This window comes from Candidatus Dojkabacteria bacterium (assembly GCA_016927995.1).
Lineage (GTDB): Bacteria > Patescibacteriota > Dojkabacteria > JAFGLO01 > JAFGLO01 > JAFGLO01.
Genome location: JAFGLO010000015.1, coordinates 30,788 through 52,948, shown reverse-complemented (window position 1 = coordinate 52,948; position 22,161 = coordinate 30,788). Strand labels below are relative to the sequence as shown.

Annotated in this window: 20 protein-coding genes; 12 read left to right on the top strand and 8 right to left on the bottom strand. The window is 40.0% G+C overall.

The window, feature by feature from the left end:
* Positions 1-64 precede the first annotated feature (64 nt).
* The gene (gene ruvX, locus JW962_03695) at positions 65-451 is read right to left on the bottom strand and encodes a Holliday junction resolvase RuvX (GenBank protein MBN1374406.1); all 387 of its coding nucleotides are present in this window, start codon (positions 449-451) and stop codon (positions 65-67) included.
* Between the two features lie 617 nt (positions 452-1,068).
* On the opposite strand from ruvX, the gene JW962_03690 reads away from it, so the two are divergent.
* From JW962_03690 to JW962_03675, 4 genes are all read left to right on the top strand, one after another.
* Complete coding sequence (locus JW962_03690; protein ID MBN1374405.1) at positions 1,069-1,257, top strand: hypothetical protein; 189 nt, start codon at positions 1,069-1,071, stop codon at positions 1,255-1,257.
* A gap of 80 nt (positions 1,258-1,337) precedes the next feature.
* On the top strand, positions 1,338-2,873 hold the full coding sequence (locus JW962_03685) for an LCP family protein (protein MBN1374404.1): 1,536 nt from the start codon (positions 1,338-1,340) through the stop codon (positions 2,871-2,873).
* The gene (holA, locus tag JW962_03680; GenBank protein MBN1374403.1) at positions 2,870-3,793 is read left to right on the top strand and encodes a DNA polymerase III subunit delta; all 924 of its coding nucleotides are present in this window, start codon (positions 2,870-2,872) and stop codon (positions 3,791-3,793) included. The genes JW962_03685 and holA overlap by 4 nt, the downstream gene beginning before the upstream one ends.
* A gap of 34 nt (positions 3,794-3,827) precedes the next feature.
* Positions 3,828-6,071, top strand: coding sequence for a hypothetical protein (locus JW962_03675; GenBank protein ID MBN1374402.1), 2,244 nt, complete (start codon positions 3,828-3,830; stop codon positions 6,069-6,071).
* 301 nt (positions 6,072-6,372) lie between these two features.
* Here JW962_03675 and JW962_03670 read toward each other — a convergent pair whose 3' ends face one another.
* Together JW962_03670 and JW962_03665 are read right to left on the bottom strand one after the other, a co-directional pair.
* Positions 6,373-6,780 (bottom strand): hypothetical protein, encoded by a 408-nt coding sequence (locus JW962_03670; GenBank protein MBN1374401.1) that lies wholly within the window; start codon positions 6,778-6,780, stop codon positions 6,373-6,375.
* Positions 6,777-7,877 (bottom strand): DnaJ domain-containing protein, encoded by a 1,101-nt coding sequence (locus JW962_03665; protein ID MBN1374400.1) that lies wholly within the window; start codon positions 7,875-7,877, stop codon positions 6,777-6,779. Before JW962_03665 ends, JW962_03670 begins: the two co-directional genes overlap by 4 nt.
* 89 nt (positions 7,878-7,966) lie before the next feature.
* On the opposite strand from JW962_03665, the gene JW962_03660 reads away from it, so the two are divergent.
* The 8 genes from JW962_03660 to dnaK all read left to right on the top strand — a co-directional run bounded on the left by JW962_03660 (position 7,967) and on the right by dnaK (position 17,704).
* Positions 7,967-8,728, top strand: a complete 762-nt coding sequence (locus JW962_03660; protein MBN1374399.1) for a sortase — start codon at positions 7,967-7,969, stop codon at positions 8,726-8,728.
* Between the two features lie 18 nt (positions 8,729-8,746).
* The gene (locus JW962_03655; protein ID MBN1374398.1) at positions 8,747-10,060 is read left to right on the top strand and encodes a sugar ABC transporter substrate-binding protein; all 1,314 of its coding nucleotides are present in this window, start codon (positions 8,747-8,749) and stop codon (positions 10,058-10,060) included.
* Positions 10,061-10,087: 27 nt separating this feature from the next.
* Entirely contained in the window at positions 10,088-12,583 is a 2,496-nt protein-coding gene (locus JW962_03650) for a hypothetical protein (protein ID MBN1374397.1), read from the top strand.
* 6 nt (positions 12,584-12,589) lie between these two features.
* Positions 12,590-13,036: a hypothetical protein gene (locus tag JW962_03645; GenBank protein MBN1374396.1), complete on the top strand. Its 447-nt coding sequence runs from the start codon at positions 12,590-12,592 to the stop codon at positions 13,034-13,036.
* Between the two features lies 1 nt (position 13,037).
* Positions 13,038-14,189 carry an undecaprenyl/decaprenyl-phosphate alpha-N-acetylglucosaminyl 1-phosphate transferase gene (locus JW962_03640; GenBank protein ID MBN1374395.1) on the top strand — a complete coding sequence of 384 codons (1,152 nt, stop codon included), beginning with the start codon at positions 13,038-13,040 and terminating at the stop codon, positions 14,187-14,189.
* A gap of 314 nt (positions 14,190-14,503) precedes the next feature.
* Complete coding sequence (locus JW962_03635; protein ID MBN1374394.1) at positions 14,504-15,223, top strand: hypothetical protein; 720 nt, start codon at positions 14,504-14,506, stop codon at positions 15,221-15,223.
* Positions 15,223-15,696, top strand: a complete 474-nt coding sequence (locus JW962_03630) for a nucleotide exchange factor GrpE (protein MBN1374393.1) — start codon at positions 15,223-15,225, stop codon at positions 15,694-15,696. Before JW962_03635 ends, JW962_03630 begins: the two co-directional genes overlap by 1 nt.
* 22 nt (positions 15,697-15,718) lie before the next feature.
* Complete coding sequence (gene dnaK, locus JW962_03625; GenBank protein ID MBN1374392.1) at positions 15,719-17,704, top strand: molecular chaperone DnaK; 1,986 nt, start codon at positions 15,719-15,721, stop codon at positions 17,702-17,704.
* Between the two features lie 95 nt (positions 17,705-17,799).
* Here dnaK and JW962_03620 read toward each other — a convergent pair whose 3' ends face one another.
* The 5 genes from JW962_03620 to JW962_03600 form a co-directional block, all read right to left on the bottom strand.
* Positions 17,800-18,123 carry a hypothetical protein gene (locus JW962_03620; GenBank protein MBN1374391.1) on the bottom strand — a complete coding sequence of 108 codons (324 nt, stop codon included), beginning with the start codon at positions 18,121-18,123 and terminating at the stop codon, positions 17,800-17,802.
* Positions 18,110-19,939: an ATP-binding protein gene (locus tag JW962_03615; protein ID MBN1374390.1), complete on the bottom strand. Its 1,830-nt coding sequence runs from the start codon at positions 19,937-19,939 to the stop codon at positions 18,110-18,112. The genes JW962_03620 and JW962_03615 overlap by 14 nt, the downstream gene beginning before the upstream one ends.
* Positions 19,940-20,211: 272 nt before the next feature.
* A complete protein-coding gene (locus JW962_03610; GenBank protein MBN1374389.1) occupies positions 20,212-20,835 on the bottom strand; it encodes a hypothetical protein in 624 nt (207 codons plus the stop codon).
* Positions 20,836-21,312, bottom strand: coding sequence for a carboxypeptidase regulatory-like domain-containing protein (locus tag JW962_03605; GenBank protein ID MBN1374388.1), 477 nt, complete (start codon positions 21,310-21,312; stop codon positions 20,836-20,838).
* Positions 21,313-21,327: 15 nt separating this feature from the next.
* Positions 21,328-22,152, bottom strand: a complete 825-nt coding sequence (locus JW962_03600) for a PrgI family protein (GenBank protein ID MBN1374387.1) — start codon at positions 22,150-22,152, stop codon at positions 21,328-21,330.
* Positions 22,153-22,161 lie beyond the last annotated feature (9 nt).

Sequence of the window (22,161 nt, the reverse complement as noted above, 5' to 3'; positions counted from 1 at the left end):
CGAATCACCTCTCGCACAGCAACCTTCCAGATTTCACTATATTACTATTTCACTACTTTACCGATTATAGCCTACTATCCAAATACCGCTGCAGAATATGAGCCGCAGCAAGATCATCTATTGGCCGTTTACCTTTCCTCTGCGTATGGGCAATTTTTGACGTATATGCTTCGGTAAAGGTCTCAATTGGAATATCTGTACTATTGTTAAGCTTTTCTATAAAGGAACTTACTCTTTTTACCTGCGTTTCATGTACAGAGGCAAACGCCTGAGGCATTCCGACAACAATTTTTTCAACCTTTTTAAGAACAGCAAGCTCAAGGATTTGGGAAATTGCCGCTTCGTCTGAGACTCGCTTTATTATGGAAAGCGGAGCACTAACAATCTCCTTAGCGTCGCTTACGGCAAGCCCTATTCGTTTTTCTCCAAAATCTATTCCCAGATGAATCATACAAACAGTATACAGTCCCGAAATTGATTTATCAATTTCGAGGATCCCGAGACTTAGGTTTATCTGGTTCGGAATAAGCAGTGAAACAGTGAAGTAGTAAAACAGTAAAGTAATCCTCCGGAAGATAACTATGAGAGAAGTGGCAAGCTTTAACAACAAAATAAAACAGATAAAGGGTTCACTTCGAACGTAGAAATCGACGGAAGCTTAAGCAGTGAAACAGTGAAATAGTGAAGTAATCCTCTCCGGAAGATACCTATGAGAGAAGTGGCAAGCTTTAACAACAAAATAAAACAGATAAAGGGTTCACTTCGAACATAGGAATCGACGGAAGCTTAAGTAGTGAAATAGTGAAGTAATCTCCGAAGAGCTAGTGTGAGAAGAGGAAATCGCTTTAGCAAAAAGGCAAAATAAGCAAAGGGCTTCCGATGAACACACAGATCAACGGAGGACGATTAAGTAGTGAAATAGTGAAATAATCCTCTCTGGAAGATAACTATGAGAGAAGAGGTTCAACATCCCCTTTTACTGTTGTCACCACGCTAGCAACAACAATTGGAAATTATTATCCATTTAGCCTTATAATAGAACAAGAAAGTAATTTGATATTACAATCAATGACGCTACCACTTAGGAGGAACTTACTTACAGATATTTCGGAAGTAAAGGCTTTATGGGAACTTTTACTTAGGGCAATAAGCTCAAAATCACCATCGGAAGATGAAATAAAGTCAATTCTTAGACAAATTGAAATCCTAACACAGAAAACCTCAGTCTCACTTACCAAAGCCCCTAAAACGACGTAAACCCAAGTGTTTTGCATATACCACTAGCCTCTTACGAGTAATCTTGCTAGAATACTAACCATTATTTACAAAAATCAATAGTGAAAAAGATCAATTTAAAGCAAGTTGAGACCAAACCGATAAGTTCCGTAACGTCATCCCTGAAACCAGTAAAAACTCCAATAATCAAAAACAATTCCAAAAGAGAGCCGGGGAAATTTAAGCAGTTTTTTTCACGCCTTTTTAAAAAGAAGTGGTTTATTCCTACGCTTATTGTTCTTTCAATCCCTCTTATATACTTTGGTATTAAAGGATTTGTGTTTTTTAGGGACTGGTACGACATACTTAAAGGAAGCGGACTCGAGTTAAGTTGGGAAGGTATACTCGAGGTCTTATCAAACAATCCGGTACTTGAAACCGATGAGTTTGGACGAACCAACGTCTTGATTGTGGGAATAGATACCCGACCCAACGGCGAGTATTCAAATACCGACACAATCATGATCGCCTCTTATGACAGATCTACTCAGGAAGCATATCTTATCTCTATTCCACGTGATACCGTTGTACAGTTTCCCGACAGAAAAGAATATTACGCACGCATAAACACAATGTATATTACGGCAATGAACATAGAAAGTGAGAAAACCGGAAAACCGGTAACTGATATTGATGGCAGTGTCGGGCTTTCATATCTTGCAGCTGCAGTTGAGAATTACATAGGAATTCATATTCATTATGGCGCTGTTGTTAATTTGCAAGGTGCAGCCGACCTGATTAACGCTATAGGCGGAGTTGATGTGGACGTGGAAAACAGCTTTACTGACTACGAATTTCCAACCTATAACGGCGGATACGAAACAATTAGTTTTACCGCAGGACTTACTCATATGGACGGAGAAACAGCAGTAAAATTTGCTAGGTCACGCCATGGAGCCTGGCCTGAAGGTTCCGACTTTGCCAGAGGCAGACGCCAACAGAAAATAATTGATGCAGTTCGCTATAAACTTGAAAGTGACAAGTCTCTTCTTAATGCAAGTACTCTTTGGGAAATAGTAAAAGCAGTCGGAAAAAACATTAAGCTTTACAATGTAACCCTCCCTACTGTGGAATCTGCAGTCCAAATCGCCTTAACTGATGGAATTCCCCAAACAACAGGAATCGTGCTTGACCCATCAATTGGGAATTATACTATTCTACGTGAAGGTTCTATTCCAATTATGTCTGATCAAGCATACATAATAAGTCCTACCCCACTTTATTATGACTATACAAATGTGCAAGATTTTGTACGGGCATTCATTGAAGATCCCGAGCTAATAAATGAAAAGGCCTTAATCTATGTTTACAATTCAGGCGTCGGTTACAGTGAAGCTTATCAGATTTATAGCGATCTACTTACTGAGTACAAATACAATAAATTTGTCTTTATCGGATATTATGGTGCCACTACAACAGGCATTACAATTGTTGAAAACGAAAATGCATTAGCACCTGCAACAATTTCATCGATTACAAATTACTTAACCGAAGAGGGCTATTCTGTCAATGAAACCAATGAATTTGAACTAGCTCCACTTTATGTTGAGAATATATCCATCTTCCTTGGAACAAATTCTATTGCAATAGAAGAATGATCATAACTATTGATGGAACAAACGAGGGTTTAAGTATTGCGAAATTGGATGAGATGATTTCGAGTTATAAGGAGAAAAACCCCGGCGTTCTATGCAGAGTCTTTGATTGCAGTGAAATTGACGACATTAATAATTTAATCGACTCTCTTTTTGAGAGCTCACTTTTTTCTAAAAAGGAGCTTCTTGTTATTAAAAGGATTCTGGGTGTAAAAAAGGATGATCTCGTAACACTTATCGAAAGCATTTTAAAAAGCCCCAAAGATATATTTATTTGGAGTAATCAGTGTATTCCCAAAAATACAAAAGTCTACAAAGAGCTTTCCGAAAATGGCAAATTTACAAGGGTTGAAGAACCAAGCAAACGTGACCTTAACGGCTGGGTTAATGCCATTGCACAAAAGGAAGGTGTTAAACTGGACTTGTATGCAACCGAAAAACTTATTGAAAGTCAGGGTGCCGACCCTGCTCTTATTCAACGTGAAATTGAGAAGCTTAGTCTTTTACCAAGCGGTAAAAGCTTAAGTCAGGAAGATATCGAGACTTTTGCAAGCAAGCACCACTCATATGAAATTTGGAATCTTATTCGCGACATTGAAGACTCAAACCGATCAAGAGCCATGCGCTCCTTTAAAAATCTTATTGATACAAAGGTTGACCCTATGTTTATTTTTAATATGATTGCAAGAGAATACAGACTTTTATATACAGTAAAAATTATGCAGACTGCCGGAAAATCCGGAAAAGAAATTGCAGCTGAAACAAAAATTCATCCATTTGTTATTTCGAACCTTCAAAGATCGCAAATTCCTATTAGCAGAATTACAAAAATCTTCGAAAAATTGCTAAATATCGACTTCCAAGTTAAAAGATCATTAATTGATCCCGAAACAGCGCTTGCCATATTAATAAAAATATTGTAGAGTTTACCATTAAGTTCTGCCTTTATATTGTATTATGAGCACTCAAGTCATCGAAAGCACGAAGAAAAAGAAAACCAAAACCATTCTAATTATTTTCACAGTGTTAACGGTTATTACTGCCGGCGCCGGTGGCTACCTTTTGTGGAAACTTAATGTTGGTAGTGATACTGGCAGAGCTGATTGGTCGTGTGACTGTTGGACAGAGTGTGTAAATTGGGGCGGTGTTGGTGACGGAAACAACTGTATCGACGATAACGAAGAGGGCTGTAAAGGATCAGATTGGGTTAGATGGCAAAGAGGTTGTAGCGGAGGAACAGCTGGTACATGCTGGTCCACAGAAGACAGTGCAACAGTGGTAAGCGCCAATGACCCGAGATGTACGGCAACTCCACCGGCGGCACATTGTAGTAATGGCATTCAAGATCAAGATGAAACGGGTGTAGACTGCGGTGGCGCACATTGTAATGTATGTGGAGCTGCTGACCACTGTTCGAACGGCGTTCTAGATGGAGACGAAACGGGAGTAGACTGTGGTGGTTCTTGTAGTGCATGTACATCTACGGGACAAGGAACTGCATGTCTTGGAGGTGGAAATGCAAGTAACGGCTGGGGATGTGACCAACCAGATACCATAAGATGTACTTATCCGGAAGCAACCTACTGTTGTTCTTCATCGATCTCCCAGTGTAACGGCGCTAGCGGGTGTATATGTGTAAATTGGCAAACTCAAAGCACTTGGCCTGGTGGTTGTTCTTCATTATCAAATACAGGTCCTTATGCTGACGGTTGCACCCTACCAACCTGTCCTGTAGGCTATGACGACTGTGGGATAACAGGTGATTCAACTAGTAAAACAGGTTGTTCTGTTTTTGGTAATGGATGTAAAACTCTTTGCGGAACCTGTAACAATCCAAGCTGGGTATACAAATGGTGTAAACGTGGCGGGACCATAACTGAAACTCCATACTGTGCCGGTATTACACCAACCTCTGTATCCGGTCTGCCTGCAGGAACTGCAGCCCGAAGTTATACCCTAACCGGAGGAAATGGCAACATAACAAGAGTAGAGTATACGGTTAACTGTGGAAATTCATCTACTACTCTATCAGTAGGTGGACAAACAACTGCACAGGGAGTAAGGCGTTACTTTGATGGAAATCCTGCAGTAAATGTTACAATGACTCTTGCAAGTGGTGTCCAAAGTGACACTTGTACGGTTTACGGAAGAACGGAAATAAGTGGTTCGTTCTATGGCGCCGATATATGTAACAGCACACTTTCCGCAAGTCGAACTCAAGTACTTACTGATGGAGTTTGTGTATCCGTCCTTCCAAATGACACAATAGTGTTAACAAACTCAACCGGAACTCTTCGAAACTTTACCGTAACTGCAGGCGGAACAGCCGCAGTACAACAATACATCTGGAGAGTCGACCAAAACTGTGACGGAACAATTTCGGCAAGTGAAATTCATACCTATAATTCAACGGCAACAACCGATAACAGAGGATTTGTCTTTACCCCGCCCGCAGGGGCCGATGACGGCGATCTTTGTTCCGTAAGAGTTGATATTAGATTTGCGGGAATAGCTGATCCCGTAACCTCAACAGCATGTCAAGTAAATGCAACCTTACGTGCCCCAGGCGAAATGGCTGTTGAAAAAACAGGCCCTATTTGTGTAGAACGAGTCCCACCCAATAATGTCGCAGCATTTACAGTAACTGGAAACGTTCAAACAACAGAAGTAATAACAAGAATAACCGACATATTACCACCAGGGTTCACATATCAAGCAAATTCGGCAAGAATACGAATAGGTTCAGGAACGGCAACAGCTGTCGAACCAACCATTACAACTCAAAACGGAGTAACAACACTGGTATGGACCGGAAACTGGACAATAACGCCGGTATCAGGAGCCGATGTAACGATTACATTTACGGCATTAGCAACAACTGCGGCCGTAACCGGTCAAAATGTAAACGAAATAACCATAGAGATAGAAGACGGCAACCCAGGATACGACGAATATGCATTCCCTGTCGAACAAACCTGCAGTCCGGACACAGGAATTCTTGACATGCCAATAGCAATAATAATTCCTTTGACACTACTAGGTATTGCAATAGTGCTTTACAAGGGTGAATGGTTTGTTAAGCTTCCAAAGCTGAAGTTTACGGGTGTTGGCGATAGTTCGGAAAGTTTGCTTGTCCTAAAGTATACAAAGCCTAAGAAGCATTTTGAGGAAAGCGTCGTTAGAAAGGTAAAAAACAAATAAAAATTATTTCCTGACGTAGGGACAGGTCTAGACCGACATGGCCCGTTGTATCACTGTGTGCATCATCGTTTACGTATGCCCTTGTGATGGTCTAGGATTTAACGTATTATCCCCAATAATCCGCAAGTATAATAAGTTGTGGAGACATTCTAAGGCTATTTATTGTAACAATCTGACTCCAACCCTTACATTCAAGGGCTACCTGCAATTTTAATTCGACTATGCACACACCCGCACACTACTTCTCGGAAAGCACCACCAGCTAGTCGTTTGCAAAAGGGGTGTCGGTCTAGACCTGTCCCTACTCTCGTTGAACCTTAATTGGTACCCCATTAAGCCCATAAGGGACCCCGTCGGAGACGATAATAACGTAATATTCAGGCTCGGTAAGGTCACAAACTTTAATTTCGTGACGGGTTGAGTAAATAAACCCCTCTTTGTTTTTCCCGACAAGATTAATAGTATCGGGGGAAGATCCATATTTTACGTATCCAATTGACTCTTCTTCTGTTTCCCAATATGCCAAAAAACAATTTCCCCCAACCATTGTAACGTTAGCCTCCACCGGATTTGTTTTCGAAACAGTTTTTCCTTTAACATTTGACTCTTTATGCAAAGCTTTGACATAAATAATAAGTCCCAATGCAGTAACCCCACAAACCATGAAAATATAGAAGATAATTGTTCTAACTCGACTGTTTAGAGTCATTTACCTTTAACTGTACTAAGTTTTTCCCAAATCTCCTTTTCCTCTGGGGAAAGTTTTTTCGGAATAGTTATACTACAGTTTACATACAAATCACCTTTTTGTGAACTGTTACCTACAATGTAAGTACCATACTGTTTTACCTTTATAATATCGTTAGGCTGCGTACCTGCGGGAATCTTAAGTCGAACATCACCATAAAGGGTAGGAATTAAAATCTCGCCGCCAAGTACCGCTGTAACCAAAGGAACATCTATGTCAATAAAAACATCGTTACCATCCCTTGTAAAAACATTGTGTGACTTAACTTTCACGTGTACATAAAGATCGCCTCTATTATCCCCTCTAAACCTAAGCACAAGCCCGTCATACGCACCAACGGGAATTTTAATCTTTAATTTTTCCTTCTGCGGAATCCAACCTTTGCCGTTACACTCCGAACAAACAGCCTTGGGAATGCTACCACTGCCCCCACAAACTGCACAGGCCCGCTGCACTACCATTTGTCCAAAGAACGATTGTTGAACCGACCTTACAACACCCTTACCATTACACTCTTTACAGGAGGTAAACTCCTCATTCTTTGCACCCGTTCCTTTACAGCTGTTACAAACACCTTTAAATTCAAATTCAATCTCGCGAGTTAATCCTTCGTTGGCTTCCTCTAACGAAAGCGTTGCGTTAACGTGAATATCGTCGGGACTAAACCTACTGCGCTCGGCTCTAGCACTTGCACTTCCGGTTCCGAACCCGTCACCGCCAAACATTGACCCAAACGAAAATCCACTTCCACCAAAAAACTGGTTTAAAATATCTTCCATTCCTCCCATCCCACTCATACTACCCATATCGTAATAACCTTCGTTGAAGTTCATACCATCACCCACGCCAGAATGCCCAAAAGAGTCGTACTGTTCACGCTTCCTACTGTCAGACAATACCTCATAGGCTTCCTGAACCTCTTTAAATTTTTCCTCGGCATCGGCAGCCTTATTAACATCCGGATGCCACTTTTTTACAAGTTTCCTGTATGCTTTCTTGATATCCGCCTCGGTTGCTTCCTTGTCTACATTAAGAATTTCATAATAATCACGCTTCATTTTTTTAAAAAACCCAAAGTTATAACCTTTGTAACACGCACCGATTATACTTATTAAGTTGTTGACAATCAAACACCACTAAAATATAAATGACTATGGTAAAAGTAAAGGTAAAATATAAAGAAGCCTCAAAAACAAACGAACACAAGATCAATTTCTCAAAGGTTTTAGGCACCTTCTCATTTTTAATATCCCTTGGGATTTTTGCTGTAATGTTCTTACCAATTGGGCTTCAATACGTCGCACCTTACCTTAAAGATATTTTTTATAAACCGGTAGAGCCAAGTATCACCGAAATTGAATACTACGATCCGGGCGCAAGCTATTTTGAAAATATTGTAGTTAATTCACCACTCGCTGAGCAGTCCGAACAAAATTCAAAGATAGTTGTGAATACAACGTACACCTCCCCACTTACAATAACCATAGACGCAGTTGGAATCTCAAATATTAAAATAACCTCAAACGTTGATAGTTCCGACAAAAACCGGTATGAAACAGCCCTTAAACAAGGGGTTGCTCATTTTAAGTATACTCCACTCCCCGGTGACGGTGGTAACTCATTTATATATGGGCACAGCACAACAGATAATGTATTTAACAAATATCCGAACCTTCCCGAAACTATTTTTACAAGACTAAAAGATATTGATATCGGAGATACCGTTCAGGTAGTCCGTGACGGTAAAACCCTAGAGTATAAGACTATAATGGTAAAAATCACATCCCCTGAAGATCTAACCATGTTGTCAGGAATTGAAGGCAAAGAAATTGTAACACTTATGACTTGTTGGCCACTTGGAGTTGGAACCCACAGACTTATAATTATCGCAGAACGCCTGGAACTGTGATACAATTGGCTATATAAAATGGTTTCTTCTTACAAAGTGAGTAAAGGTCGTAAAGTACTTCTAATCCTCCTTGTCGTTTTGATTCTTGCCATTATAGGAGTTGTCGTTTATTTTTTGTTTTTCAAGAACCCTTCAGGTGATCCAACTACAGAAAAAATAGAAATTGTCTATTGGGGACTATGGGAACCTAATAGCGTTATGGAAGATGTTATTGCGGCCTACGAAGCCAAACACCAAAACGTAAAAATTATCTACGTACAAAAATCATTTAGTCAATATGAAGCAAGTCTTCCATACAGGCTTTCCGAAGAGGCAGGTCCAGATATTGTTCGAATCCATAATACATGGCTACCGGTGTTACAAAAACACCTTACCCCACTTCCATCAAAAATAATGAGTACTTCAGAGTATTCTCAGAATTTTTATAACACTGCAGTCAAGAGTTTCACCGGATCGGATAATGCAATTTATGCAATTCCTCTTGAGGTTGACGGGCTGGTACTTTACTACAACAAGGACTTGCTAGCGCAGGCGGGGTTTACCTCTCCCCCAACAGACTGGGATGAATTTCTAGAAATGTCAATTAAACTTACCAAAAGAAGTGGAACCACGATTACACAAGCCGGTGCGGCAATTGGTACCGCAAATAATATTAATCATGCCGACGAAATAATAGCGCTTCTGCTTTTGCAAAACAGTGCCAACATAATTGCACAAGATGGCAAAGCCTCACTTAGTAATCAGAAAGTAAAAGAATCACTATCATTTTACACAGGCTTCGTTAAAACTCACAATGTCTGGAACGACGCATTAAGCAATGATCTTGTTATGTTCCATTCAGGTAAGCTTGCAATGATGTTTGCCCCAAGTTGGCGTGTATTCGACATTATCAATGCAAACCCTGAAATTAATTTCGATATAGCCCCGGTGCCACAACTCCCGGCAAATCAAGTCCCTATCGATCTTGGTTCATATTGGGGCGAAGCAGTTTCAGCACAATGTGATCATCCTGAGATTGCTTGGGATTTTATTAAATATCTTTCGGAGGCTGAACAGCTTAGGAGTATGTATTCTAACGCCTCGAAAATTCGTGCGTTTGGTGAACCGTATGGAAGACCTTCAATGGCTTCCGAGATAAGCACGGCACCTTATGTCGACACAATAATAGAAATTGCCCCATACCTTACCCAGATGCCAATAGATAAAACCAGTTTTCAAGAAGTATTTTATCCAATTATCGATGGCATGATAAGCTCAGGTTCAATAAATACTGGAATTCTCAATAATCAAGAGAAAACATTAAACGAAATTCTTGAAAGCTATAAAAAATAAATAAAATTACTCTTTATTCTAACGCATATGGATAAACCTACAAAAAAACGAATAAATGCCGCTATTGTTCTTCTTGCATTTATTATGTTACCTATAATTGCATTTGAAGTTAGGGACTTAATTAAATATCGAAACTATGCCGGAGACCAAGTCGTAAACAACTTTCCGGCCGTGTCAGAAAAGCCTGAAACAAACGCATACGCCGGAGAATTATATGCAAGTAAAATTATTGCAACCGACAAAGACCAAGACGTATTAATCTACCTATTAAACTGTCCTGCGGAGGTAACAGATTCAAAAGGTGTTGTCCGAACTCATGAAGAATGTGAGAACGTTCAACCAGTATACCCTGCCGGTTTACAACTTAACCGTGAAACCGGCGATATATCATGGGATGTTCCATTAGATGCAGCAGCCGAAAATCCTATTAAAATATATGTCACCGATGGTATTGACTATGTCGTATATGAAACAATGATTTCCGTATCAACTCGCGAGGGGTTTGTCGTTAAGAATTTTTCCGTTACACCTTCGTCGGGCAATATTATTCTAGGATATCCCGTAACCTTTAGCGCAACAATTGAATCCACAACCGGAGTAACTAAGGTTACTGCAGAAATATTTGCAGAAAACGAGCTTATTGACACATTAACCTGGGAATTTACTAATCCGCAAACGCTTGTACTAATCGACGAAAACAGTGAACCGCCCTTCACCTTTACTCCAACAATTCAAAATGTTTACAGCGTTGATCTTACAGTAGTAACGGCGAATGGAGAAGAAAGTCTAATCGACAACATTATTAATTTTATCGTCCGACCGGTACATGCATCCGGTGGAACAATTGTTTTAACTCCGGCAGGAAACAGTGCGCCTGTATTCCAAAACAATCCTACCGCAAACAATGCGAACATTATAAATCAAGGTCAGACCTATCAATTTACATTGAATGTTGCCGACCCCGATGGTGATGTAATAAGCTGTACTGCAATAGCACCCGAGGGATCAAGCGGTAGAAAATGGGTAACTATCACCGAAACTCCAAGCTCAAACGGATCTCAAATTGCAATTTCGCTTACAGGCTCAACAAACGAAGAAGGCTCTTACATGATTACAATTACCTGTAATGACGGTTATCCTATTCACTATGTAACACGAGTATGGCCCGTTATTGTTCAACGAACCGAAGGTAACGATACGCCAGTTGTTGTTATAGCCTCCCCAACGTCCCCCGTAGTAATGACAAGTACACAAACACTAAGAATAAACTGGACGGGAACAAATGATCGAAACCAGATAATTAGATATTCATTATATTACACAACCAATCCGGCCAACTCATCAACTTGGGTAAAAATAGTCGATCTTAACCACAACTTTGTAGAATATAACTGGACCCCTAACCTTCCTACAGGAACCTACTATGTTATTGTTCAGGCTACGGATGACCAGGTCCCTGCAGGAATTGGCTATTTGGTTACTCCACAAATTAGTGTTACCAACGTTTCACAGGGTGGAGGCACAGGCGCAATAAACCCCAGCCAACCACCGGAAGATAATACCCCTCCCGTAGAAGGAAACACTGTGACAAACCCGGAAAATACGTATTTCCCTCCCGAAATCACAAATATTATTCCACTAAACGGATCAACTATTGTCAAAACTGAAGTAACACTCCAGGCTGACTTAAATGCAGGAAACAACAATATAATTGACAGAGATTCTCTTGTTGTGCTTTTGGATGATAAAGATATATCCGATCTAATAATATTGAACCAACGTACTGACCAAAAGGCCTCATTTACATATGTTGCCAAGAACCTTACAGAGGGACAGCACTCGGTGAAAGTTTCTTTTGAAAATGATAAAACAGAAAAGGCAGAGAAAAATTGGAACTTTAGCATAAAACTTGCAACAACAACCGAAAGTGAGAAAGAGACAAGTAGTGACACAATAACACTATTTGGGATCGAGTTTCCCAAAAATCTTCTTATAATAATTGCGATTGGTATTGCATTCCTACTTCTAGGCTTACTCTTCTTACCATTTCTTTTTGGAAGAGATAAAACCACTAAGTACATATCCACAACAACTTATCAACCCATAAATCCACCAACAACTCAATCTACAAGTTCCCTAACTAGCCAATCTTCCAGCCCACCAACTAAGACATCTACATACATATATCAAGAACCTAATAACGTTGCCACGATTTCGTCACCTTCAGGCTTTTACCAAAGCAGTGAACCCGCAACAATAACCACTACAAGTACAGCTACAACAACGCAACCGACAACGGGAACACCAACCACATTAAGCTCACAAACACCTAAGCAAAGTAATACTACTCCGGTATCCGGCCTACCACCCGATGGTATGATTACTCCTCCACCTGTTACTTCATCTACCTTGACAACAACCACAACAAGTAGCACCGGTAGTAGTCAACCACTTAGTAGTAATCAAACGCCTAACGGCAACGAGCCCAAAAATGATGAACCACCAATATCAATTCCTGTTTAACAAACAATGGATCTAAAGTCGATCTTCTCAAAAAAACCGCAAAAAAAACTTCCCTTCAAAAGGGATTTTTCAATCGGTCATATTATCTATAAGTTATGCTCGGACTTAAGAGCCAATAAATTTTTAACGGATTATTCGTTTATTTTGGCAGCACCCCTGTTTCTTATTACAACACTTTATACCTTTGCGATATCGACAGCATATAACCCCGGTCAGATTGAGAAGATTCCATTCTGGCTTTTAACAAAGGAAAGTAATAATTTGCTTGAATCTATAAACGCGGTTAAGTTTGTTCCTTGGGGATTTGCAATAGGAAGTTTTTCCGTGATTTTAATTTGTACTCATTTATTCAAATATAGCAAGCACTTAACAAGATTCGTTGTAATATCAACGGCCATATCCCTTAGCCTCTTCTCTTTAGGATTTGTAAATTTGGTTAACCTAGTTTCATAATATGGAGCTTTTTAAAGAGCAATATTTTCAATACTTACCGTATCTTGGACAAGGTCTAATATTTTCGCTACTCTTAACTCCAATAATTGGTCTAATCGCAAAGCGGTTAAAAATCATGGACTTGCCACCCAGTATGCGAAAACCATCTCCCGATAGGGATCGACGTCTTGAAAAACCACCTGTCCCGCTTTTGGGTGGGCTTGCCGTAATTATCCCTTTTCTGATACTTATACTTATAAATGGGCACGTTATTGAAAATCTTTGGTGGCTATTTATTCCAACCTTAATACTAGTAATAATGGGTGTGTTCGACGATAAGCTAAATCTAAGCTTTAAGATACAGCTTGCTGTTCAAATACTTGCTGCCTTAATATTTGCATTGTCACCCGAAAATCTTTCAACAATAAACATTCCCGGAACAAACATTGTTGTCAATCTGTCAGTATTTACGTGGAAAGACACTTTTCTTGGTATTCCGCTAAGCCTTAGTATTCCAGGCGATCTCATTTTACTTACGTGGATTGTTGTTGTCATAAATGCCCTGAAGGTAAATGGTGGAACCGACGCGCTTTTAGAAGGAAACTCCGCACTTGCCTTAATAATCGTGTTTTTAATTAGCGCACGGTTTTTTAACGAATCAAGTGCATTTTTAAGCATTACTCTGGCCGGATGTCTAATCGGCTATGCAATTTACAACTTTTATCCGGGCAAAATTCACTCGGGCTCATCGGGTAAATCCGTTTACGGATTCTTAATCGCTGCCCTAGCAATAAAAAGCGGTGCAAAACTTGCAACCACTTTTGTTGCCCTTGCACTTCCGCTTACCGATCTGGTTTTTGTGGTAATTCAAAGAGTTATCGAGACCAAGCCGCAAAAAATTAGTGATCTAATGACAAGCGGAGATAAGCGTCATCTTCACCACAAGTTACTGGCAATAAACATATCCGAGCCTAAAATTGCACTTATCGAATACACTATTACGTTAACAATAGGTCTTTTGGGCGCACTTGTAAGCGGACTTCTAAAACTTGCGGTGATATTATTGGTTCCCGTATTAATTCTTGGTTTCATTTTCTTTATAACAATTCTTCCAAAGATTAAAAAAGCCAAAGAGGAAAAAGACGAAACCCCGGAAGACAAGTACTCGTACTAGATCACTGTGCAAAGGCAAGCCATGCCCCATGGGAACTTTATCGATTTTTTGCTTGCGACACAAGGCAGCAAATCCAGATCTAACCAAATCATCGTGAGTACAGACTGCTAGGGCAGTACAAGGATATGTTTGATATCAATCATGCATGGTTCTACTTTCGGGAGGTGATAAAGTTCCCATGGGGCATGGCTTGCCTTTACGGCTTATTTTCTTCTGTATATATAGCAAGTGCCGGAGAAATTTCATTGGCAACGCTTGACAATCGCCTTCTATCTCCGTAAAATCATTTAGCACTTAACATAACTGATTGCTAAATGCCTGTAGACGAAATTTCAAAACGACAACTGGCAATATTACATGCGGTAATATCAGAGTTTTTGGGAAGAGATTTGTCTGCAGTACCTTCTTCTATCGTAGTTAGAAGGTATAAAATTAATGCCTGTCCCGCAACCGTCCGTAATGAAATGGCTCAGCTTGAGAAACATGGACTTCTCAAAAAAAGCCATATATCGTCGGGCAGAGTCCCATCGGACCTTGGAATTAAGTATTTCCTTAGAAACATACTAACTGAAGTAGAAATACCACAAGAATTTGCCCAGAGCGTTGAAACTGCCATTACAGAATCCACGGGTGCATACGAAAGACTTACCAACATATCGACATTGTTATCTGTTTACATTGACGAACCCGTTTTTTGTTTCTTCAAAAATATAACAATTACAAAGGGACTATACAGAGTCTCAAAATACGAGGAACTTCTAGATTCAGACACGCTGACAAGTTTACTGCACTTTTTAGAAAACAAGACACATTTCGACAATTTGGTTAAAAATACAACTAATGTAGTATTTACAATAATTGGCAAAGACCTAAAATATTTAGACCTAGAGAACATAGCAATAGTTGCCAAAAAATTTACGGGGAAAAATGGAACTCCCGGATATATTGGCGTTATTTCGTCAAAACGCTTTAATTATTCAAAGGTAATTCCCGCCGTTAGATTCATAGGTGATTTATTAGATAATAAAGTTTAATGAAAACAAACAAAGAAGTAAAAAAACAGACACCGGCAAATAAGCCTACAGAGGTAGAAATTTTAAAAAGCCAACTTGCAAAAGCACTTGCAGACTATGACAATCTAAAAAAGCGGGCAGCCAAAGACACGGAACAATTAATCTTTAACCGTATAAAAGAGATTTCGACAGAACTTCTTTTGATAATGGACAGCCTGGAACTTGCGAAACAAGAAAATAGAAAAAAAACGGATGAGTGGGTTAACGGTGTATTATCAATATTTGAAATGCTTCCCGGCTTTATTGAGAAACTTGGCTTAACCGAGATTTCAGTAAAAGAAGGAGATACTTTTGATCCCTCCTTGCACGAGGCATTATCGACCTTAAAAACAAAGAAATTTAAAAAGAATACGGTTGCGGCCGTAGTATCAAAGGGCTATATGCTCGAGGGAAATATAGTTCGACCCACACGAGTCATTGTTGCCTCTCAATAAATAATTTATTGTTACTAAAAAAATGAGTAAAATATTAGGAATTGACCTTGGAACTACAAACTCCGTAATGGCCATCATGGAAGGTGGAAAACCCGTCGTTATTCCAAACAGCAGTGGCAGTAGGCTTACCCCGTCAATCGTCGCAATTGATGAAAACGGTGAGCGTCTTGTTGGGCAGGCGGCAAAAGCTCAATCAATTATAAACGCCGAAAACACAATTTATTCCGTTAAGCGACTTATTGGCCGAAAGTTCGATGATAAAGAGACCCAAACCGATATTAAGCGAATGCCATACGAAACCCGAAAAGCAAAAAACGGCGGAGTCGAAGTTAAAATGTCGGGTAAGTGGTATACGCCTCAAGAGATCTCCGCAATGGTACTACAAAAAATGAAAGCTGACGCAGAAGAATACCTCGGAGACAAAATAACAGAGGCTGTAATAACTGTGCCCGCTTATTTCGATGATTCTCAACGTCAGGCTACTAAAGATGCAGGTAAAATCGCAGGGCTAGAGGTTAAACGTATTCTTAACGAACCAACGGCTTCTACCCTAGCCTATGGTCTTTCACAAAAGGCCGATCAAAAGATTGCCGTTTATGACCTAGGGGGTGGAACCTTTGATATTTCTATTCTGGAAATAGGAGACGGGGTCTACGAAGTTTTATCAACCAACGGTGACACACATCTTGGAGGTGACGACTTTGATGCAAAAATAATGGATATGCTTGCCAAAGAGTTTAAAGACGAGCAAGGAATTGATCTTTCAGAAGACAAAACTGCACTTCAGCGACTTAAAGAAGCTTCCGAAAAAGCAAAAATCGAGCTTTCGCAAAGTGAGAAAACAACTATAAATATTCCATTTATTACTGCCGATGCAAAAGGTCCTAAACACCTAAAACGTGACTTCACTCGTGCAGAACTTGAAAAATTGGTTAAGGAACTTGTCGATTCATCAATTGAGCCTTGTAAAAAGGCTCTTGCTGATGCAAAGCTAAAAGCATCCGACGTTGGTGAAGTGTTACTAGTCGGTGGAATGACAAGAATGCCCCTTGTACAAAAAACGGTAAAAGAATTTTTCGAGAAAGAGCCGCAAAAGGGTGTAAATCCCGACGAGGTTGTGGGAATGGGAGCTGCTGTCCAGGCAGGTGTTTTGGCAGGTGATGTCTCCGACGTAACCCTACTTGATGTTACGCCACTTTCACTTGGTATCGAAACTGCAGGTGGTGTAATGACTGTACTTATACCAAGAAACACAACAATTCCAACAGAAAAGAAAGAAGATCGATTTACAACTTACGCCGATAATCAAACCGCTGTAGATATAAGAGTTTTACAAGGTGAACGTCCAATGGCAGCTGACAACAAAGAGCTTGGTATTTTCAGACTTGAAGGTATTCCTCCCGCTCCACGTGGTGTGCCTAGAATCGAAGTCAGCTTTAAAATCGATGCAAACGGTATTCTTAGTGTTACTGCAAAAGATCAGGCTACCGGAAAGGAGAACAACATTGTAATAAAATCTTCGACAGGTCTTTCCGACGATGACATAGAAAAAATGGTTGCCGAAGCAAAAGAGCATGCAAGCGAAGATGAAACAAAGAAAAAGCGTGCAGAGATTAAAAACAATGCCGATACCCTAACCTTTACCGTTGAAAAGACTATAAAAGATTTGGGCGATAAGGTCACAGATAAAGAAAAAGAAGAACTCGAAAAGTTGTCAAAAGAACTAAAAGATCTTATTGCAAAAGAAGACTTTGACGAAAAGGAAGTAGAGAAAAAGACCGAAGAGTTAACAAGTAAAATTCAGGATATGAGTCAACGGATTTACTCACAAATGGGTCAGGAAGCGGCGAAAACCAGTGAGAAAGCGAAACAGTCAGGTAGTGAAAAAGATAAAGGTGGTAAAACCGGCAAAACAGCCGAAAAGTCCGACAAAAATAATAGCGACAAGCCGGAAGACAAAAAAGACAAAGCCGCCAAGGACGCAAAAGATGGAGAAATTGTTGAGTAGTGACATGATAAGCAGTAAACAGTGATAGATAACTTTGTTAAATATCAAGGGACAACTGTCAAAACCAATCCATGAGGTCGGTATGAGGTCGGTACTTATACCCCCTTAAACGGGTTTTGCGGGAGCTTGGCTGTGGCGCCGGAGTCGCTTGTTTTAACGTTAACCTCGCGCGAAGATATCAACTCTTTTCCGCCTTTAACAAGCTCGTTGGCTTTTAGTAGTGCTAATGCAGGATCATCTATAGGAAGCCTCGGTGATTGATTCGCACAACCATTTTGGGGAACCGTAGGGCTACCCGAACCAACGACTTCGCCTGATCGACGTGAATATTTAAATTCCGGAATAGTTTGTGAGAGACCATCTTGTACAGGAGTTTTCCCTATTCCTAATAATCGCTTGATCGAATCAAATATTCCCATTTTTATTTCCGTATAAGGATTCAACTAAGGTCGGTGTAAACACCTTTGAGAGTTTTTCGGAATCTGTATCATCCATTAGTCCAACCTGTTTATAAAAATCCATTTCCTGTGGATTGGTTGTCATAAGTCTGTGCTCGGCAAGACTTGAAACGCTTTTAATTGCCACATGATTATTCCCTGCAAAGAATAGTCCTTCACCTATTCCGCATCTTAAAAGAAATGATCGCTCTCCCTCGGTAAGCTTAAACACAAACTGGATTCGGTCAATTGCAGAGGAACTTTGCTTCAAGAGAATCTGCATGGCACTGTTGTTTACTACGGCTTTTCCATAATCAGTAGATAAAAAGTCGTCGACATCTTGACTTATTGTAGTGAGCCCAAGATAGTACTTTCGAGCACGTTTTGCAATAGAATACATAAATTCGGCCGAATCGGGACGTTGCATCATATACCAGGCCTCCTCTACAACCAAAATTCTTTTTTTGCGGATTTTTCGTATATTAGTCCAGATAAAATCAAGCATTTGATACATTGCTAACGGTCTTAATTCTTCCGATAGATCACGAATTGAAAACACGGTAAATGGATTGTCTAATGATAGATTTGTCCGCTCATTAAATATTCCTGCTGCGCTACCAATTATAAATCGCTCCATTCGCTTTGCCAGGCTTTGTGCATCTTCTTCAGTAAACCCTTTAAGTACTTTATAGAGATCCTCCAAAAGCGGTGCAGGATTACTCTGAGTTGAGGGTTCGACTGTTATTCCTTTTTCATTGTAAGTAAGCATCATTGCTCTATCAAGGATAGCCTTTTCCAAATTACTGGTTCCGCCAAACATAATATTAAAAAATCGCTGAAGAGAGAGAATTTTTTCACGAAGCTGATCAACACCCTCTTCGATTAACGCGCCGGGAAGTTCAAACGGATTTACTTTATAACCTTCATCCTGGGAAAAAGTAATATATAATCCATCGAGTGATTTTGCCAAGCTTTCATACTCCTTTTCCGGATCAATAATAATAACTTCGGTTCCAAGCATTAGACTTCTAAAAATCTCCAGTTTTACGAAATAACTTTTACCTGCACCCGATCTTGCAAAAACCGTGGAATTAGCATTCTCTAAATCAAACCTATCAAAGACAACGAGACTTTTGTTATGCAGGTTAACTCCATATAAAATTCCATGATCCATTGTAAGTTCAGACGTAATAAACGGAAACGTTGTTGCAATTGATGTTGTATCAAGATTTCGGTTGTAAAAAAGTTTGTCTACACCGGATGGAATGGACGACTGCAACCCCTGCTCCATTTGAAGTGTTGTCGGGTCGGCTTGCATATCAAGTGCAGATATTGTGGAGACAACATCTTTCGTGACTTTATTTAGTTCTTCCGTAGAATTTGCCTCAACTGTTACGTAAAGCCCAAACTGAAATAGCTTTTCCGCACCCGATGCAATTGCATCTTGTAAGCTTTGTGCATCTTTTAATGCAACCTTTGCCGTAGGATCGATAACCTTTCCCTTCTCAACCTGAACCATTAAAGTTGCCTCCAGCTCACCCATTTTCTTTTTGAGTCTAGCAAGTACATCTTTAATATCAAGTGGATAATAGTGTGTACTAATAATAAGGGAGCTATCGAAATTTATTAATGGAGAAAGCCAGTTGATTCTAACTACGCGCGGATATTTCGATATAAAAAGGGTTCTAAAGTATTTTCTTCCAACCTGAATATAATTAAAATCGACCTCTATGTAGCTTGGTGCCAATATATCCCTAATGCCTATCTGTTCATTAGCCTGAGCCTGAGCAAGTTGCATATCCTGAGTCACTTGTGTAATTACAGGAGTTCCTTCTGGCGGTTGTATTACCTGACCCGGCTGTGGTTGTATTACCTGATCCGGTTGTGGTTGTATAACCTGACCCGGTTGTGGTTGTATAACTGCTTGGGTGGAAGGTTGCATTGGCGGTACCGGCTGCATCTGCACGCCTTGCGATTGCGTGTATTGAACAGGTTGTTGCCCTTGGGTATTTTGTGCCTTTTTCCCGAATAAGACCTTTCTTATTCCTTCAATAATAGGATTGCTCATTTTTAATTATAGATATTATAAAAAACGTCCTTTAGTTGATCACCCGTTAGTTGATATCCCTTAACTCCCATATTAATAAGTTGGCGAATTATATGATCTCGCTTAGGATATAAATTCGCTTTGGCCTGCTCTATTAAAAGATCGTTTGCAATTGTCGGTGCGGGTTGTTTATCTCGTTTTAGAAGCTTTAATGGATTAACGTTTCCAAGCTGCACGGTTGAATATGATACAACAACATAAAACTGCTTGTCTAAGATTTCGTTTTTTACTATTAGGTTTTGGATAAAGTTTAAATATATTTGCATTTGGGTTCTTCGACCTTCCGACATTGGTTGGGTCAAGTAGTTTCTAAGGTAAGTAAGATAGTTTGATATATCAACCTTCTTTGTCCTCACAACAATTTGCAACGGATATGTTACCGAGTTTAAGAGGCTTGCAAAAGCCATAATTCTGGAATCTTGCTCTTCGTCTGACAAAAGATCAAAGTTTACTGCCGTTGTTTGAATCACAACCGCAACTTTATTTCCTCGAAGCAGTAACATATCGTCTATCACTTCAACGATATCAAGATGATCCTGCGTTGAATCGAAAATCGGTTGTTTATTTGGATTTACAGATTGTGCCATTTATATAGCCCTAATCTCAAATGAACCAAGCACTCTACCATTTAATTCGAGTTCACACAAGGGAAATGCATATCCCGACTTGGTAAGCTCAAGTGTATAATTTCCGGTTGGCATTGGGCTTGTAAATAAAACTTGCCCCAATTGGTTACTTTTGGCGGCCCTTGTTGGTCGCCCCGAAGAGTCTTTTATTATACATACAACGTCTGGAACTAAAAGCCCTTCCCTGTCCTTAACAACAAAATTTACAGTATTTTCACGAGGAACAACTCCCATAATATCAATCCTATAATCCTTTACTGTTTGTGGATTTATAGTGATTCTGTCGGACTGGACAGGTTGTTCTTTCCCAACACCAAGCTTAGAACTTAATTCCTGGACTTTAAGATTAAGCTCATCTATGGTTTTTCTAAGCCTTGCATTTTCGTCTATTAAGTTTTGGTTCTGCGCAGTTAGTTGCTGCAGTTCCACTTCCGTCATGGCAGTTTAAAATAATTAAGTTGGATTTACCGTTGAATATGGTTGTTGAGTTAATTCTCCTTGCTTAGGTTGCTGTGATTGATCCGTGGGTATCTGCTCAAGTGGTATCTGTCCGGGTTGCTGTATCTGAGTCGGTTGAATTTGCTGGGGCTGCACTTTTTGAGGTTGTATCTGTTCGGCTGGCAACGAACTCATCATTTCATATCTTGCTTGCTGATATTCTTCTTGGGGCTGCATTATTGTTGGTGCGGAACGTTGAGCTGCACCAGGTTCCACAATCGGCTGTGCGGGTTGTGCTTCTGTGCCGGAAGTTCCATGCATTGGTGAAAGCAATGTCTGCCTACCTTCTTTAATTGATACGGACTGGGTTGAATCAGGCTCTTTAAGCAAGCTTACCTGTTTTACGTCAACCTCAGGAGTTGGGATGTGCAGTCCGCCGATTATTTGACCAACAGTCGACTGGGTACCAAGTTTTACCTGCATAGGTTTTAACTGCTCAATAGGAATTGTCGAAGGAATTGCGGCAGGTGTTATACCTTTTTTCATCCAGGCACGTTTAGTAGGACTACGAACAGCTGCAATATAGCTTAAGACCCACTGATCAAGTGACCTACCCCTAACCGGAAGTAACCCAAATGAAAGCCCAAACACAACAAATACTACCATGGCAGGCCAGCCAATTATTGCAGGAATCGAGCCTTCTTTTACCATCAAAAATGTTATATATGTTAAAACACCGCCAATTGCAACATATATAAACTGTTTAAGGTTCATTACCCCAAACAGCTTAAAATCTACATCCACTATGTTATGAGGGATAACGTGTTGTTTTTGTGCCACTTACGCCTT